Source organism: Segatella asaccharophila (genome assembly GCF_054687055.1).
In genome coordinates this window covers 246413-262323 of the sequence record NZ_BAACAN010000001.1, presented here as the reverse complement: position 1 = coordinate 262323, position 15911 = coordinate 246413, and the positions used below count along the sequence as shown (strand labels likewise).

At 45.1% G+C, this 15911-nt stretch carries 17 protein-coding genes; 9 read left to right on the top strand and 8 right to left on the bottom strand.

The features are described from left to right. Nucleotides 1-22: 22 nt before the first annotated feature. Genes ACYRYG_RS01120 through ACYRYG_RS01110 form a run of 3 tightly spaced genes read left to right on the top strand, consistent with a single transcriptional unit; the run spans nt 23 to nt 2441 of the window. Nucleotides 23-700, top strand: a complete 678-nt coding sequence (locus tag ACYRYG_RS01120) for a response regulator transcription factor (protein WP_252760265.1) — start codon at nt 23-25, stop codon at nt 698-700. Further along, nucleotides 685-1731, top strand: a complete 1047-nt coding sequence (locus tag ACYRYG_RS01115) for a sensor histidine kinase (protein WP_460197352.1) — start codon at nt 685-687, stop codon at nt 1729-1731. The genes ACYRYG_RS01120 and ACYRYG_RS01115 overlap by 16 nt, the downstream gene beginning before the upstream one ends. Beyond that, nucleotides 1731-2441, top strand: coding sequence for a sulfite exporter TauE/SafE family protein (locus ACYRYG_RS01110; RefSeq protein ID WP_460197351.1), 711 nt, complete (start codon nt 1731-1733; stop codon nt 2439-2441). Before ACYRYG_RS01115 ends, ACYRYG_RS01110 begins: the two co-directional genes overlap by 1 nt. A gap of 8 nt (nt 2442-2449) precedes the next feature. On the opposite strand, the gene ACYRYG_RS01105 is transcribed toward ACYRYG_RS01110, so the two are convergent. Together ACYRYG_RS01105 and ACYRYG_RS01100 are read right to left on the bottom strand one after the other, a co-directional pair. Next, nucleotides 2450-3187 (bottom strand): amino acid ABC transporter ATP-binding protein, encoded by a 738-nt coding sequence (locus ACYRYG_RS01105; protein ID WP_287759028.1) that lies wholly within the window; start codon nt 3185-3187, stop codon nt 2450-2452. Further along, complete coding sequence (locus ACYRYG_RS01100; protein ID WP_293422817.1) at nt 3177-4679, bottom strand: ABC transporter substrate-binding protein/permease; 1503 nt, start codon at nt 4677-4679, stop codon at nt 3177-3179. The genes ACYRYG_RS01105 and ACYRYG_RS01100 overlap by 11 nt, the downstream gene beginning before the upstream one ends. Nucleotides 4680-5204: 525 nt before the next feature. Between ACYRYG_RS01100 and ACYRYG_RS01095 the strand changes: the two genes are divergently transcribed. From ACYRYG_RS01095 to ACYRYG_RS01075, 5 genes are all read left to right on the top strand, one after another. Continuing rightward, complete coding sequence (locus ACYRYG_RS01095) at nt 5205-6425, top strand: MFS transporter (protein ID WP_460197349.1); 1221 nt, start codon at nt 5205-5207, stop codon at nt 6423-6425. A 118-nt stretch (nt 6426-6543) separates the two neighbouring features. Then, nucleotides 6544-7398, top strand: a complete 855-nt coding sequence (locus ACYRYG_RS01090; protein WP_293425629.1) for a cation diffusion facilitator family transporter — start codon at nt 6544-6546, stop codon at nt 7396-7398. A gap of 113 nt (nt 7399-7511) precedes the next feature. Beyond that, nucleotides 7512-8273 (top strand): YaaA family protein, encoded by a 762-nt coding sequence (locus ACYRYG_RS01085; RefSeq protein ID WP_293425639.1) that lies wholly within the window; start codon nt 7512-7514, stop codon nt 8271-8273. Between the two features lie 13 nt (nt 8274-8286). After that, complete coding sequence (locus ACYRYG_RS01080; protein ID WP_293422809.1) at nt 8287-8544, top strand: GNAT family N-acetyltransferase; 258 nt, start codon at nt 8287-8289, stop codon at nt 8542-8544. 6 nt (nt 8545-8550) lie between these two features. After that, nucleotides 8551-8898 carry a VOC family protein gene (locus ACYRYG_RS01075; protein ID WP_293422806.1) on the top strand — a complete coding sequence of 116 codons (348 nt, stop codon included), beginning with the start codon at nt 8551-8553 and terminating at the stop codon, nt 8896-8898. A 275-nt stretch (nt 8899-9173) separates the two neighbouring features. Here ACYRYG_RS01075 and ACYRYG_RS01070 read toward each other — a convergent pair whose 3' ends face one another. The 5 genes from ACYRYG_RS01070 to ACYRYG_RS01050 all read right to left on the bottom strand — a co-directional run bounded on the left by ACYRYG_RS01070 (nt 9174) and on the right by ACYRYG_RS01050 (nt 13404). After that, a complete protein-coding gene (locus ACYRYG_RS01070; protein WP_293425631.1) occupies nt 9174-9863 on the bottom strand; it encodes an alpha/beta hydrolase-fold protein in 690 nt (229 codons plus the stop codon). Next, nucleotides 9860-10330, bottom strand: a complete 471-nt coding sequence (locus tag ACYRYG_RS01065) for a GNAT family N-acetyltransferase (RefSeq protein WP_460197348.1) — start codon at nt 10328-10330, stop codon at nt 9860-9862. Before ACYRYG_RS01065 ends, ACYRYG_RS01070 begins: the two co-directional genes overlap by 4 nt. A gap of 4 nt (nt 10331-10334) precedes the next feature. After that, the gene (locus ACYRYG_RS01060; RefSeq protein ID WP_293422797.1) at nt 10335-11810 is read right to left on the bottom strand and encodes an amino acid adenylation domain-containing protein; all 1476 of its coding nucleotides are present in this window, start codon (nt 11808-11810) and stop codon (nt 10335-10337) included. A gap of 129 nt (nt 11811-11939) precedes the next feature. After that, on the bottom strand, nt 11940-12608 hold the full coding sequence (locus ACYRYG_RS01055; RefSeq protein WP_293422794.1) for a DUF4476 domain-containing protein: 669 nt from the start codon (nt 12606-12608) through the stop codon (nt 11940-11942). Between the two features lie 142 nt (nt 12609-12750). Further along, nucleotides 12751-13404, bottom strand: coding sequence for a DUF4840 domain-containing protein (locus ACYRYG_RS01050; RefSeq protein WP_293419685.1), 654 nt, complete (start codon nt 13402-13404; stop codon nt 12751-12753). A 357-nt stretch (nt 13405-13761) separates the two neighbouring features. Here ACYRYG_RS01050 and ACYRYG_RS01045 point away from each other — a divergent pair, with 357 nt between their 5' ends. Further along, on the top strand, nt 13762-14214 hold the full coding sequence (locus ACYRYG_RS01045) for a DUF4890 domain-containing protein (RefSeq protein WP_293430833.1): 453 nt from the start codon (nt 13762-13764) through the stop codon (nt 14212-14214). Between the two features lie 85 nt (nt 14215-14299). Here ACYRYG_RS01045 and ACYRYG_RS01040 read toward each other — a convergent pair whose 3' ends face one another. Further along, nucleotides 14300-15907, bottom strand: coding sequence for a RagB/SusD family nutrient uptake outer membrane protein (locus ACYRYG_RS01040; RefSeq protein WP_460197347.1), 1608 nt, complete (start codon nt 15905-15907; stop codon nt 14300-14302). Between the last annotated feature and the right edge of the window lie 4 nt (nt 15908-15911).

Genomic DNA, 15911 nt, shown 5'->3' with positions numbered 1-15911 from the left:
GTCCGTTAGTATGTCTGAATGTATGAAAATATTAATTATAGAAGATGAGCACAGGCTTTCAGACAGTATGAAAGACTATCTGGAAGGTCAGAATTATCTTTGCGAGCAAGCTTTTGATTTCAAGACGGCGAAAATGATGGCGGGCACTTACGAATATGATTGTATCCTGCTCGACCTGATGCTCCCCGGAGGTAGTGGCCTTGACATCTTGCGTACTATCCGGAAGGAACATAAGAGTACAGGAGTGATCATCATCTCTGCCAAGGACTCTCTGGACGACCGGGTGACCGGCCTGAAGATAGGAGCAGATGATTATCTTCCTAAGCCTTTCGCACTGCCGGAACTCTCCATGCGTATTTATGCCTTGATCCGTCGTCAGGAATTCTCGGCCAGTAATGTCGTGTCTTCCAATCATGTCGAAATCAATCTCCTGACCAAATCGGTCACCGTAAACAATCATCCGGTCGAACTTACTCGTTCGGAGTATGAGCTGCTTCTCTTCTTGATCAGTAATCGTAACAAGGTGATTTCCAAGGCAGCTATTGCTGAACATCTCAGTGGAGAAATGGCCGACATGATGGATAACTATGATTTTATCTATTCTCACATCAAGAACTTAAAGGCAAAACTCTCCAGGAATGGCGTCAAGGGGATGATCCAGACTATTTATGGGACGGGATACAGATGGAAAGAAGTTTGATGAATAAGATGATGACGAGATTCGCCATCAGCATGGTCATTATCTTGATATTGACTACTCCTTTTTTATATGAACTGACTACACATTTCTATGCGGAGGATCTGGTGCGTATCGCCAAAGATTATGGTATACGCCCTCGCACAGACTTAAATAAGGATGTGCTGGTGGGACTTTTCATCCAGTTCTTTGGCATTATGGCTGCATTTGCAGTGACCATTCTGCTGGTCCTGCAGTTTGTCCCAAGACGGTTGTGGCAGCCTTTCAGGAAGACGCTCTCTACGATCAGTAAATTCAAGGTTGAGGAAGGCCCAGTCACCCTGCCAGCCAATACGGGAGTGAAAGAGTTTGATCAGTTGAATGCTACCTTAAACCAGATCCTGCTTACCAGTGCTAAAAGTTATCGGGTACAGAAGGAATTTACAGAGAATGCTTCTCACGAACTCCAGACTCCGCTGTCTATAGTGCTCAACAAGATAGATAATCTCTTGCAGGATGAGCATCTGACCGCATATCAGGCCAGTGAGATCCAGGAAATGCAACAAGAGCTGCTGCACATGAGCCGTCTCAGCAAAAATCTCCTCTTGCTTTCAAAGATAGAAAACAATCAATACAAGACACTGAATCATGTCAATTTAACGGATAAGATAGAATCCATCCTTCCCCAACTGGAGAGTCTTTCTGGCGATATTGTCATCAAGAAGAACTTCATCCAGAATGACCTTGACCTGCAATGTAATGAAACTTTGCTGGTAAGCATGATCAATAATCTGGTAGTAAATGCCGTACGGCATAATTGTCCGGAAGGATCTATCACCATTACCGTCGCTGATCGTCAGCTTTCCGTCTCCAATACGTCGGCAGAAGCGCCCCTGGACGGCAGCCGGATCTTCTCCCGCTTCTACCGCACCCAGAAGAACCAGAAAGGGAACGGACTGGGGCTGGCTATTGTCAAGTCTATCTGTGACTATCATGGATGGAAGGTGGGCTACCATTATCAAGATGGGCAGCATATTTTTACAGTTGTATTCTGATGTATATCGTATTGATTATTGTGGGATTGATCGCCGGCACCTTATCCGGCTCAATCGGTTTTGGCGGCGGGATGATTCTCTTGCCGGTTATCACGTATTTCTATGGAGTGGAAATCGCAGTCCCCGTCTCTACCATTGCCCAGATGATGAGCAACCTTTCCCGTGCAGCTATGGGCTGGAAGGAGATCAAGTGGAAACAAGTTCTCTGGTTTCTCATTCCAGCCTTACCCTTCACGGCCCTGGGCGCTTGCGGCTTCTCCCTCGTTAACAAAACCCTGATGACACGGCTTCTCTGCATTTTCCTGATTGTTTTCTCAATCATGAAAATGGGCAATAAGATTCATCTGCCGAAAGGTCATAAAACGGTTATCGGTGGTGGCATGCTCACGGGTTTGCTCAACGGGATGCTTGGAATATCCGGCCCGATAAGCAGCGCGGTATTCCTGACCCTTGACCCCTCACCGGTCTCTTATATCGCAAGTGAGGCTACTGCCGCCGCTGCCATGCACATCGTGAAGGCTATCACCTACGGCAAATTCAATCTCATGAACGAGCATATCTTCCTGAATGGCCTCTTGATCGGTTGCGCGATGATGGCCGGAAACTGGATAGCTTTCAGGCTTATTCGAAACGTTAATAAGAAGCCCTATCAGCGTGTCGTAGGGATCATGATGATTGCAGTGTCTATCTGGCTTTTCCTCACCGTCTAAATCATAATTCAGAGTATCTTACTCAGAAAGTCCTGCAACCTCGGGCTCTTCGGATGCAGGAAGAGCTCTTCCGGTTTTCCATCTTCCGTGACACCACCGTCACTGAAGAAAAGCACCCTGTGTGCTACTTCCCTTGCGAAGGCCATCTCGTGGGTAACCACGATCATCGTCATTCCCGAGGCAGCCAACTGGCGCATCAGTTCCAGGACCTCACCCACCATTTCCGGATCCAGGGCTGAAGTAGGTTCATCAAACAGCATCACATCAGGTTCCATGATCAGGGAGCGGATGATGGCTATGCGTTGTTTCTGTCCTCCTGACAGGACGTCAGGATAGGTATCAGCCTTATCTTCCAGCCCGATACGCTTGAGGAGCAGGTCTGTTTTCTCAGACGCCTCTTCTTTTCCCATCTTCCCCAGGACTATGGGAGCCAGCATGATATTACGGCGAATGGTCATATTCGGAAACAGATTAAACTGTTGGAAGACCATTCCTATACGTTCCCTCATACGGTCTGTATTGATCTCAGGAGAGGTAATGTCTGTACCTTCGAAGAGAATCCTCCCGCCTGTCGGACGTTCCAGAAGATTGAGCGAACGCAGGAACGTGGATTTTCCACAACCCGATGGACCGATGATAGCGATCACCTCCCCCTTTCGGATCGTCAGGTCAATGTCATGCAACACCTCGTGATCACCGAATGATTTCTTCAGGTGCTCGATTCTTATCAGAACTTTATCTTTCATTTTTTCTCATGTTCTTTTCCAGTCTGTTCACGCCTGCCGACAAGGCCATGACGATGACCAGATAGATGAGTGCTACCACGCCAAGGGGCATGAGTGCATCATAAGTAATGGACCGGATAATATCAGATCCTTTCGTAAGGTCTACCAGTCCTATATAACCGCTGATGGAAGTTTCCTTCAACAGGGTGATAAGTTCGTTGCCCATGGCAGGGAGCACATTCTTGAAAGCCTGTGGAAGAAGGATGTATCTCATCGTCTGTGTGTAGGAAAGTCCCAGACTGCGGCCCGCTTCCATCTGTCCTCTGTCCACGGACATGATTCCCGAGCGCACCACTTCTGCAAGATAGGCTGCAGAGTTGAGACCGAAAGCGATGATAGCTACAAAGACCTTACTCACGTTAGCGGAAGCAAAGACTACATAATAGATAATAAGCAGTTGGACCATCGTCGGCGTACCTCTGATCACGGTGAGATAGAGTCGGCAAAGGGCATTGAGGATTCCCAGTCCGCCGTTCCGGTCATGTGAAGTTCGTACGATGGCGATCAGGCTGCCCAGGACCAGGGAGAGGATCATGGCAAAAAAGGTGATGACCAGCGTATTTCCAAGACCTTGCAGAAGATAGATATAACGGTGCTCAGTGATAAAGTTAGCCTTGAACTTGTCCGAAAGACTCTGTTTATGTGCAGCCAGGTTACCATCTCTTACGATGATGACCTGCCGGCAACGAGTATAGGGTATAGTGAACAGCACATTTCTTGCCCGGTCCTTTGTGACCGTGAGAGCTGATGCCCCCACATCTGCCTTTCCGGTCTGTACGCTGGTGATTACGGCTTCGAAGTCCATATCCTCCACATCAAGTTTCATCCCCAGATCGTCGGCTACAGCCTGCATGACATCAATATCGATGCCACAGATACGCCCATTGTCATAATATTCATAAGGGGGAAAGGTGGCATTGGTAGCCACGAAAAGAGTTCCGTTCCGGCGTCCGATCGCTTTTTTCTGCCAGGCCACAGAGAGATGGTCATGAAGGTGTCTGTCGATAATGGTATCAAGGGCACCGGAATTTTGAAGTCTCCGCAAAGCCTCATTGATTTGCGTCGCCAGTTTGACATTGTTCCGGGCTACGCAGAAGGCATATTCCTCAGTGGAAAATTCTCCGGGAAGAATTTTCAGATTACTGTTTTCCGCCACAAAGGCCTTAGCCGGTTCTTCGTCATCTATCACGCAGTCGATCTTCCCCTCTCCGAGCGCCTGGATGGCATCGGCCGTCTTGGTATACCGTTCTATGCGTGTTCCTGCCTTGTCATTTTCAAAAGCAGAAGCCTTCAGGTCGCCAGTCGTCCCCAGTTGTACGCCGATGGTACTTCCGGGAAGGTCACGGGGAGAATTGACGGTATGCCTTTTCTGGCCGCCTCGTGTCAGAATCACGATAATGACAAGGATAATAACCAGTAGAGGAATACCTATTTGTAAGATTTTCTTTTTCATCCTGAATGCCTGTTTAAAAAGACAGTCTTCCCCATTCTCCGTGAGTTGTGGCTTGTCTGTATATATGTGCCGAAACTCTCGTCCTTCGATTTGATCATTCTTGTTCTATTACTCAAATGATTATTTTTTACGGTTTCATCAGGAGAAACCCATGATGATTTATTATTTGCAAAAGTATGAAAATTTCCGCGGTCTTTCTTCCTTTTCAAAATAAAGGAGTTATGACTTTTACTTTTTTAACATCTATATCCCATCGGTATGGCTTGCCTTGAATATCCCTGGTCCGAAAGGATAGGGGGGATGAGTTTTAAGATATGGTTTACTCTTTGCGTTTCCGGGGCCCGGCGTCATGGGAAACAGGTGGAGAAAAGCATAAATTAACAGTAAAGATTTGCGCGTGTTTTTCTTTGTTTGTATATTTGCGAACAACAAAACGGTTCTTGCTGAAAACAACTGCCGTTTAAGTTTCTCCTGCATGGGCACCGGGCCAGAATGCAGGAGTAATTTATTATTAACACTACTGTTATGAAAAATAGGAAACAGAAATTAGCCCTATCGTTTGTGATCATGATGGGTGTGGTCAGCATGTTTTCGGATATGACCCATGAGGGTGCCCGGAGTATTTACGGTGCCTATCTGGCGCTTGCCGGAGCTTCTGCCGCCACCATCGGATTTGTCATGGGGCTGGGAGAGTTGATAGGCTATGCCCTTCGTCTGGTCACCGGTTACTTTGCCGACAAGAAGCACAATTATTGGATCATGACCATTGTAGGTTATTCCATCAATATGGCTGCCGTCCCGTTGATCGCCCTGTTCTCCAAGGATGGATGGAAATGGGCCTGCCTGCTGATTATCCTGGAAAGACTCGGAAAAGCAATACGGCAACCCTCCAAGAATACATTGGTATCATTTGCCTCTTCTCAAGTAGGACAAGGTAAGGCCTTTGCCCTCCAGGAGTTTATGGATCAGATAGGTGCTTTCTGTGGCCCTCTGCTCTTGTTTGTCGTCCTTCTCTTAAGAAAAGACAGTAGTGATTTATTTTCTGCTTACAGGATCTGCTTTGCGATATTAATCATACCGGCATTTTTCACTTTGTTCTTTCTTTTGAGAGCGAAGCGTAAATTTGCCCATCCCGAGAATTTTGAGACCAGTGTCGACAGACCCCGGATGGGGTCTTTAAACTCACATTTCACCTTGTATCTCGTGGCTACCAGTTTGTTAGCTTTCGGATTCATTGATTTCCCTATGATTACGATGCATGTATCAAGACTTTCCATCATCCCCTCCTCTTTTCTCCCGCTGCTCTATGCAGGAGCCATGCTGGTAGATGCCATAGCTGCACTTGTTTTTGGCTGGATGTATGATAAATATGGGATAAAGGTTCTGATCTTCTCTGATTTTCTATCGGCCTTTTTCGCACTGTTCATCTTTACTTCCCACTCCATTGGTTATATTATTATCGGAATTGCGCTCTGGGGAATCGGGATGGGTGCTCAGGAATCTATCCTGAAATCGGCGGTCACGGCCTTAGTTCCAAAGGAGAACCGCTCCACAGGATTCGGTGTCTTCGGAGTATCCTTTGGGGTCTGCTGGTTCATCGGGAGTTGGGTTCTGGGGATACTCTATGACACTTCCATTCCTGCAATGGTTACGGTCTCCGTCATCTCACAGTTGGCTTCCATTCCTTTCCTCATGGCTCTTGCAAAGTCACATAAGACAATGGATAATGTAAATTCTTCCCTGTAAATTTGCACAGATCAACTTTTGTTCATATTTTTACGAATTTAAATTCGAGGGAAGCAGGATTAAGGGAAATATATCCTTGTGTTCCCTTCATTTATAGGCATCTTTTAATATACAGATTATGACAAGCAAGAAAAAAGCAGCTTTAACCTCAATCATCGCAGCCGTATTCCTGACTACTATGAAGTTTATTGTCGGCATTCTCACTTCCAGTCTGGGAATTATCTCAGAAGCACTCCACTCCCTTCTGGACCTGTTAGCTGCCGTGATTACTTTTGTCTCCGTAAGCATATCAGACAAACCAGCAGATAAGGAACATCAGTATGGTCATGGAAAGATAGAAAATCTTTCAGCTTTCTTCGAATCCATACTGCTTGTCATCACCTGCGTATGGATTATTTATGAGGCGATCAGCCGTTTGATCTCAGGTAATACGGCTATACGCGTAACCGTATGGAGCTATCTTGTCGTCCTGACCGCCATGGCCGTGGACATCGGTCGTTCCCGGATGCTCTTCAAGGTTGCAAAGCGCGATAACAGTCAGGCTCTTGAGGCAGATGCCATACATTTTTCCACTGACATTCTCAGTTCCGGAGTAGTCCTGCTGGGACTGATATGTGCCAACTTCGGTTACCATAAGGCCGATGCCATTTCTGCATTAGGGGTGGCCGTCATCGTCTTGGGAATCTCTTACCGCCTGGGCAAGAGGGCTATTGACGTATTGCTTGACAAGGTGCCAGACGGACTGACCGAGAAGGTTGAGTCCAGACTAAAATCCAATAAGGATATTGTGTGTTATCATGATTTGAAAATACGTGTTGCAGGACCTGATACGTTTGTTGAGGTAAATGTGCATATTCATCCCCATACAGATCTCGAGACAGCACATTGTATATGCAGTAGAATAGAAAAGGATATAGCATCTTTGATTCCGAGATGTACCACCGTTGTGCATGCTGAGCCGGATAATGGATAAATGCCACCGCCCAATGGTTATCAGATAAGTCGTAGGGAATAAGAAAAAAGCCAATTTATTTGGTGAATCAGAGTAAATCCATTATCTTCGCAAAAACAAAGACGTTCAGTATTATGCAGATTATCCTTTCCTGTGCCAAGACTATGCGGGAGGTTACGACTGCCCGGCCGCCCTTTACCACCTTGCCCCGTTTTAAGAATGAGGCAGGGAGATTTGCCCTGGAACTGGGACGATGGCCAGCCGATCAACTGTCAAGGGCTCTAGACTGTAATCCGCATCTCGCTTCAGAAACCAAATTACACTATCTTCATTTCTTTGACGAAGGACACGAGCTCCCTGCCATTTTTGCTTATTACGGTCAGGTGTTCAAATATCTTAAGCCTTGCACTTTTACCATTCAGGACTTCCGCTACACGCAGTCTCATGTATGGATTACCTCTTTTTTGTATGGCCTGCTCCGTCCCATGGACTTGATTCGCCCCTATCGCCTGGAAGGAAAAGTCACACTTGAAGCTGCAGGAGGAAAGACATTGTTTGATTTCTGGAGAAGTCGTCTCACTGATCTGCTTCTGGACAGCGTTAAGGCCGATGACGGTATCCTGGTATATCTTGCCTCTGAAGAGATGAAACTCCTGTTTGACTGGAAAAGGATCCAAAGCGAACTACACATCATCCAGCCCCAGTTCTCTATCATAAAGGAGGGCAGGCCGAAGACCATCGTCGTATATACCAAGACCTGTCGAGGGGCTATGGCGCGGTATCTGATCCAAAACAGGATCCGGAACCCACAGGAACTTACCTCATTTGAACATGAAGGGTTCGCCTATACGGACCGGTATGGGGATGATCATCATCCGAATTTTATTATTTCATAAACTTATTCGTATTATGGATATTCATCACGACAAAAAGAATCAAAGGGTGTGGACGGAACTGAATGGCTACACCGCAGAAGTAAGGTATGAGCTGACGGATGGCACCGTGGACATCTTTCATACTTATGTGCCTGAACCACTTGGAGGACAAGGTATTGCCTCAAAACTGGTCGAGTATGTCTATAACTATTCCCGGGAAGAGGGGTTGCAGATAACGGCTACTTGCTCCTATGCCGCAATCTGGCTGAAAAGACATCATATTGACAAATAATAGTGTATGAAAACTGATAATTATTTTCTTCCTGCGGATGATTTTGAAGAGGCACGGAAGTTTTATTCACAGACTTTAGGCCTGCGCGTGAAATTTGACTTTCCTGAAAAAGGCATGACGGCCTATCGTATCGGAAAAGATGAACCGGCTATTATTATCAAGGACAAACACAAATATCCCGATGCCAGACCTGCTATATGGATAGAGGTGGAAGATGTGCGGAAAGTCTGTCTGGAAATGAAGGCAAAAGGTGTACACTTCTTGTCTGAACCTTTCAGGATACCGACAGGCTGGGCTGTGGAGTTCGACGACCCGTCAGGAAACCGTCTGGGAATTACAGACTATCAGGTGTAAAGACTCTAAGAGAATATACTGTAAAAAATAATCATATTATTTGAGCTACTTTATTCCTCAAACAAATAATCCAACTTTATAAAATGATCCTAAATATGCCGTTTTTATTTGGGCTTAAACTATTTTAACCTCATAGGGCCTTATTGCTAACGGTTAGAGAGATGAACCGTATGCCATTGCTAAGGAACCTGTCCTTATAGGATAATGCCTATAGACATACCAAGAAATAATGGCAAGGCAAATTATCACCTATTCAAGTATCTGTGAATAAAGAATTATAACACGTTCAAGTTCCAGGCAAAACCTCTGGCTGTCCGTACATCCCCGTTCTGGTAATGGCCACCCCTGTTCCATTCCAATACCGTACCGGATTTTCCCAGTTGGGAAATCAATGCCTTGTGATACTCCCGTACATTGTTGCCTACTTGTGAAATCGCTTTATCCTTCACAAACTCCTCCTTGTCTCCAAGGCTCATGTATACATGTTTTGCCCTTGTAGGGTGTGCCTGCGAATATTCCAGCCAGTCCCTGATCCATATAGAAGGTGAAGAAGCTGCCACTCCCTCGAAAGAGTCTGATTCTGATGACGCCCACAGGGCGAACAATGCCCCCAGAGAGTAACCGCCGATAATGCAGGGTAGATTTCCATAATGCTGGTATAACCACGGTAATAAGTGCTGTTCAACGTATGACAAGGTCTCCCTGGCACACAACCCCACCGTTGGATCCTTTGATACAGCCGGATCAGGCCATGGTGTCAGTTCTCTCTCCCAGTCGGAAATCTCGAAGGCAGCCATGACAAACGCCTTACGGCTTCCCTGTTCGATCAGTTTCACTTCATGGTCCATACCCATAACCTCCTGTTGTCCCATTGACTGAATGAGCAGGAAGGAAGGGCTGTCCATGGCGTAGACTCTGCAAAACCGGTTTCCAATCTGTGTGGTTTCTTTTTTCAGATTTTTCATGACTCTTCTATGTGCATCATATCTTTCATATCCTTGAACCCCAGTGACTGATAAAGCGGGCGTCCGCTGTCTGATGTCTCCAGATAGATTTTCCTGATCTCCTGGTCTTGAACCTGTCCTACAAGCCAGCTGACAATGGCGTGTCCTACCCCGCGATGCCGGTAAGGTTCCCGGCAATAAATATTCATCAGATAAGCACACTTGCCATTGGCATTGTCTGGAGAAGGCATTTCTTCATAGATACAGACACCTCCGCACCCTACTGTCACCTTGCCGATTCGGGCAAAACAGGCGATATGCCCTCCGCGGGGAATCTGCTGCTGGTAATAACGACGGTTCTCAGCTTCCAGTAGGGTCGTATCCAGATCATCGGGCAGCGAGAACACATGATGCAATACTTCCATCCGCCATTCCATCAGGCTGTTCATCTCTTCCAGCCCGGCACGGGTGATGATGATTTTTTCCATATTCTTATATTTTCCATTCTTTCAACACGACAGGCAATGCCTTACGGTCCACCTTCCCGTTTGCAGTTATAGGCAGCGATGACATCTTGACAAAAAATTCCGGTATCATGAATGGAGTAAGATACCGGGAGAGCTTCCTGCGAAGTTCGTGATAGTCGAAGTTATCTTCATCCCGCGGTACGATATAAGCCACAAGATATGACAGTTGGTTGCGGTCAGTATAAGCACAGACAACCCCCTTCTCTACCTCTTTACAGGTATTGAGCAGGTTCTCGACCTCATCACACTCCACACGTTTACCGAGAATCATCACCTGCTTATCCTTCCGACGGAGAAAGGCGATATTACCGTCAGGAAGGATATAGCCGAGATCCCCGCTCTTATACATCCGCTGCCCCTTTCCAAGTTCTATAAAATTCTCCTGTTCAGGTTTATTGCCTACATATCCCTGTGATACACCATCACCGTAGATGCAGATTTCACCAGTCTCTCCATCCTTCACCACTTTTCCGTTTTCGTCCTGGATAGTGATCTCCACCCCTGACACAGGTTTGCCGATGGGATAAGTGCCATCATCCAGCGCATAACCGTCGTTGCATCTATAATAGGAAGCACACACAGTAGTTTCCGAAGGACCGTATGTATTATATACTAGTACCTGAGACAAGAGATGCGTGACATACTTCTTTCGCAATACGTCACCTCCACTGATCAGCAGTCTGAGACTGGCAGGGATACGTTCCAGTTTGTTCATCTCCAGCAGCAGGTAAGGGAATCCGCTCAGCTCCGTGATCCCGTTACTTTCAATATAATTCATCAATGTAGGAATATCCGCCTTCGTCTTCTCCGACGGGATACAGAGTGCAGCCCCGGAAAGGAGCGTCGTATACATCTCTTCTACGAAGATATCAAATGAGCACACCGAATATTGGAGCATACGGTCACCCTCTTTGGGATGAAATTCATTCTGGAAGGCGTGCACGTAATGACAGACATTATGGTTGCTGACACATACCCCTTTGGGCTCACCTGATGTCCCTGAAGTATACAGGACATAAGCCAGCCCTTCCGGTTCCGACATGTCGTCGATATAGATATCTGTCCGGCACTCCTGTCCCTGTTCTATAAGCAGTTTGCGGAATCCGTCATCTATGCCTGCTGCATATTTCCGCTGAGTGATGAGAAAGTCAATATCGCATTCCTTCATCATATAACGGATCCGCTCGATAGGGAAAGATGGTTCGGCAGGAATATATGCTGCTCCTACCTTGATGACTGCAAGAATGGAGGCTATCATCTCTACGCTGTGATCCATTACGATACCGATAAACTTCGGGTGATTATTCAAGAATTTAGAAGCAATGGTATCAATGAGTTGATCCAGTTGGGCAAAGGTGAGCTGCCGGTGATCGTCCATTACTGCCAAAGTGTCAGGACAAGTGTTCACTTGCAACTTGAATAATGAATAAATAGTCTCCATAATTTCTGATTGATTTTTTACTGCACAAACAGTACAAAGTTAAACAATAAATTCCGCATTTATTCTTTTTCTTTGTAATTTTTTTAAATCATCAGAGATTAAAGTCTTATAAGTCAGACTAGAGACGATTCATCTGCCTTGAATGATCTGAGCTGCCTTTTCTTTATCATCACTGAAGTCGAATAGCCGATAGATGCTGTACGCATTCTGCGGATCAACGATGTGGCGTGCCATATACCTTAGCGCTTTCAGTTTATCATCTGCAAAGGAAAACAGTCCCATGATCCGGGCACATTGGTTGCAGGTATAGTAACATCCCAGACTTGCCACTTCGATAAGATTATATTTATCATCATCAAAACTGCCATCCCGGACCTTATCGTACAAGATAGAGAAATCATGGTCATTCAGGCAATAGTCATCATAGGGATAAGGGGGCATAGGGATATGGCCAATGGGCAGCATATTCTGAGGTGGCAGCGGGTTTGTTGTCATGTCGTCAACAGGATCTTTTGCAGGAACAAGAATATCCTGATAGCTGATGACCCTGTCATTCCGGTCGAAACCAATGATAATCTTATCATTATGAGTGTCTAGCAAACTCCCATATTTGATATATACCCATTGTTCTCCATATTGGTTGAAACTCGTGGATCTCGGTTTTCCAAGAATCTCCATAACCTCCTGTTTATCCATGCCACGTTCAACCATTCTCTTGTTTTTGGCTGTAGCATTCATGCTGAATGCAGCGAATAGAATGCAGGTAATAAGAACCATGAGGCCATTTTTCTTTTTCATATTAGTATTCTTTTTTATAGGATAAACATAACATGTACGAATCAGATCATAAAAGCTCCCCCCTTATTCAGAAAAGAGATATATAGAGAAGAGATCCATAGTCATCTTTTTTCTTCAACACCCGGATTTGTCTCCAGATCAACTAATGAATATCGAAAGGACGCCCATCCTTTTTCGTAGTGACACAGATGCAGTTAGATGTAAAACCAATTTTGTCTTCTACCACTCCATCTACCTTTATCTTATCTGCAAAAATGTTTGCAAAGAAGTCATTTGATCTTTGATAATCGAAAGCTCCCCATGAAGGACTAAAAGACCTTGTATCATAATCGATAGTTACCTCGTGCTGTTTTCCACCATAAGTAACATAGTAAGTTTGTGGTTTGATATTTGTCAGGTAGAATTGGATAGGATCATTATCGAAGAAGTCGATATGGCAAGTCAATGCTTGCGGCTGAGCGCTCATCAATGCTTCTTTCAGATCCGTATCAGTAATAAAGTCTGCCAAAGCCTTCATAGGAATATGGTCAATGATCAGGGTAGTATCTTTCTTTACGGACCATTTCATATTAAATACAGTGTCTATTTTTATCCTGGTTGAATTTGGTTTATATAGTTCATTAATTCCAAAAGTCATAGGGCCGGTATATTCCCCGGTCGTATTCATTAGAGCTTCCCCGATTTCCGCTTTGGTCAATTCTTTCCGGCCATTATCATCGTCTTTATTGCATGAAATCAATGAAAAACCGGCCAATACAGTAAAAGTAAAAATAATGATATGGATTTTCTTCATCATGGATTTTTATTAAGTTTAAATTCTATTATTTATTACAAAGGTAGTCATTTTTTCTTGACTAATGAAAGAATAGATTAATAATTCATAAAAAAACTTCAAATTTAAGATTTCAATGTCATTATTTTCCTTTATAAAAGTTTTTTAAGGACAAAACCGAAAGGGACAGGGATCAGTCCATCAGGACAAAGTCAGCATGATATTGGAAACTGCGGGATGACATTCAAGGCTTTGCTGTTCTGAGTAGGAGGACTATTTAACAGAAAATACCATTTCCTGAAATAAACTTTCTCGATTTCCCAACGTCAAAAGTAAAGAGTATGAAAATATAGAATGATTGATTATTAATCCTATTTTATTATGAAGAAAATTCTTTTGACATTTGTAGCCCTCTTGTCTATGACAATGGCTATGGCACAAGGCGAGAACGGTTATGGACAAAAAATGCCCAAACAGATGACCCCCGAGGAAATGACCTCTTTGATGACTGGCAAATTGGGGTTAAATGATGAGCAGAAAATTAAAGTAGCTGCTTTGAACATGGAGTATAAAGACTTGTTTCAGAGACAAGGTTTTGGTAAAAGGCCTTCGAAGATGGATGGCTCTGTTTCTTCCGGCATGGATATGCGGTCGGAAATGACCGAAGAGATGAAAACGAAGATGAAGGAGCATAGGGCCAGGATGCAGGAGTATAAAAGTCAGTTGAAGAGTATTCTTTCTGACAGTCAGTATCAGACTTATCAGAAAATGATGCCTGGACGTGGTCATGGTGGACCCTCTGGCCAGGACCGTCCGTCTCCAGATAATCAATAGGTAAAAAGGTTGTTGTTCTTCTTAACTTTATGAGAAGAAATCAGGGGCAGACAGATCTCATGTTTGCCCCTGATGTTTTTTGTGCCTAATATCCGGTGTTTTGCTTGATGGAAGTATTCAGATCCAACACCTTTTGAGGTATAGGGAAAACAATAGTATGCCTATCCGCTTCACCTGCAGAAGCAGTCCTCAGATCATAACTTCTGTGAAAGAGGTCAAAACGGATCAGATCCTGGCGGCGCCAGCCTTCCCACATCAATTCCAGCAGCCGCTCGGTAAGGATATTTTGCAATGTAGCCTTGCGATAAGGCATCCCCGCGCGGCTCCGTACTTCATTCAGTTCTTTATCTCCATCAGCACCGTTCCGAACTTCTGCTTCAGCCTTCATGAGCAGGACATCCGCATAACGATATAGAACAATATCATTATCAATATTTTTTCCATCATTATAGGCTGTCAGGTCAGTTTCATACTTTTTCTCTCTTGCTCCTGCCGTCTGCATATACGGACTGTTGGTAAGATTGATCTTCACCTCCAAAGGTCGATATATCAAAGGTTCACCATCGTCGAGTTTTACCACCTTGTCATTGATCCTTACCGTATCTGAGAAGAAGTTGATGGCGTAACGGCTATCTATACTGTCCGTGCCATAACCATAAGCATGCACAGTGGAAATGGTAGCACACGAGCCATTTTCCGCTCCCATTCCCATAGCGCTCCCCTGAGCATAATGGCGGGAACGGAAGAGATACTGGTACTGGTTGCTGTAGAGGATTTTATCCATTGGAATAATAAAGATATTCTCCGGAGAGTTCTCATTATGGATATAGAAATTACTGGCATAGTTGGCAGCCAGAGTATATCCCTCATCGGTGATCTTATCACAATAGGCAATACATGTCTGCCAGGCATTGAGGCGCTTGCCGTCCACCGTGAAAAAAATATCCTTGCCCTCCGGCCGCTCATCATCGGTCCATACAGAATCCGTATACACCTCCGCATTCAAAGCCAGTTTGGCAAGAAGGAAATGAACTACCGGCCGGGTGACGCGGCCATAATAATTGCCTTCATAGTTACTATGTTCATCAGGTAACAGAGGCTCTACCTCCTGGAGCTCACTGAAGATATAGCGAAACACTTCCGGACGGGAGTACTGCCTGGCATTCTTTACCGTGATGGTGTCGCTGGCTATGGGAATATTGCCATACATATCCATGATATAGGCATAATAGAGTGCCCGCACGGCCCTGACCTCTGCACGGAAGGACTGATATTGAGTATCGGTAAGCAATGACTTATTCTTGTCTATTATGATCAGTGACTGGTTGCAGAGTACTACTACCTTATAAAGATATTTCCAGGTGTCGTAAAGTGACCCATCACTTGCCGACCAGTTATGGGTATAGAGGTTTTCCCAGAATCCTCCGTCATACCAATCTCCGCCACGGACAGGGATGATCGCTTCATCACTGCTGAAGGTATTGTAGTCATAGACTCCCCGATAGGTACCCTGCAGCCCCTGGCTGTCCTGGTTGCCGCCAATATAATTATACAGAGTGGCGACGGCATTGACATAGAGTGAGGATGCTGACGAATAGGTGTTGTCTTCCGTCAGGCGATCCTTAACGGTTTCATCAAGGCAAGAAGCAAGCAGCAGTGGAAATAGTAATATCAAGTAAGAAAGTCGTTTCATGGTC

Excerpts from the sequence above, each read along its gene's own strand:
- ACYRYG_RS01095 (WP_460197349.1), top strand. The coding sequence starts at position 5,205 with ATGAAAAATAGGAAACAGAAATTAGCCCTATCGTTTGTGATCATGATG.
- ACYRYG_RS01100 (WP_293422817.1), bottom strand. The coding sequence starts at position 4,679 with ATGAAAAAGAAAATCTTACAAATAGGTATTCCTCTACTGGTTATTATC.
- ACYRYG_RS01120 (WP_252760265.1), top strand. The coding sequence starts at position 23 with ATGAAAATATTAATTATAGAAGATGAGCACAGGCTTTCAGACAGTATG.
- ACYRYG_RS01045 (WP_293430833.1), top strand. The coding sequence starts at position 13,762 with ATGAAGAAAATTCTTTTGACATTTGTAGCCCTCTTGTCTATGACAATG.
- ACYRYG_RS01085 (WP_293425639.1), top strand. The coding sequence starts at position 7,512 with ATGCAGATTATCCTTTCCTGTGCCAAGACTATGCGGGAGGTTACGACT.
- ACYRYG_RS01105 (WP_287759028.1), bottom strand. The coding sequence starts at position 3,187 with ATGAAAGATAAAGTTCTGATAAGAATCGAGCACCTGAAGAAATCATTC.
- ACYRYG_RS01080 (WP_293422809.1), top strand. The coding sequence starts at position 8,287 with ATGGATATTCATCACGACAAAAAGAATCAAAGGGTGTGGACGGAACTG.
- ACYRYG_RS01065 (WP_460197348.1), bottom strand. The coding sequence starts at position 10,330 with ATGGAAAAAATCATCATCACCCGTGCCGGGCTGGAAGAGATGAACAGC.
- ACYRYG_RS01070 (WP_293425631.1), bottom strand. The coding sequence starts at position 9,863 with ATGAAAAATCTGAAAAAAGAAACCACACAGATTGGAAACCGGTTTTGC.
- ACYRYG_RS01115 (WP_460197352.1), top strand. The coding sequence starts at position 685 with ATGGAAAGAAGTTTGATGAATAAGATGATGACGAGATTCGCCATCAGC.
- ACYRYG_RS01040 (WP_460197347.1), bottom strand. The coding sequence starts at position 15,907 with ATGAAACGACTTTCTTACTTGATATTACTATTTCCACTGCTGCTTGCT.
- ACYRYG_RS01075 (WP_293422806.1), top strand. The coding sequence starts at position 8,551 with ATGAAAACTGATAATTATTTTCTTCCTGCGGATGATTTTGAAGAGGCA.
- ACYRYG_RS01060 (WP_293422797.1), bottom strand. The coding sequence starts at position 11,810 with ATGGAGACTATTTATTCATTATTCAAGTTGCAAGTGAACACTTGTCCT.
- ACYRYG_RS01090 (WP_293425629.1), top strand. The coding sequence starts at position 6,544 with ATGACAAGCAAGAAAAAAGCAGCTTTAACCTCAATCATCGCAGCCGTA.
- ACYRYG_RS01110 (WP_460197351.1), top strand. The coding sequence starts at position 1,731 with ATGTATATCGTATTGATTATTGTGGGATTGATCGCCGGCACCTTATCC.
- ACYRYG_RS01055 (WP_293422794.1), bottom strand. The coding sequence starts at position 12,608 with ATGAAAAAGAAAAATGGCCTCATGGTTCTTATTACCTGCATTCTATTC.
- ACYRYG_RS01050 (WP_293419685.1), bottom strand. The coding sequence starts at position 13,404 with ATGATGAAGAAAATCCATATCATTATTTTTACTTTTACTGTATTGGCC.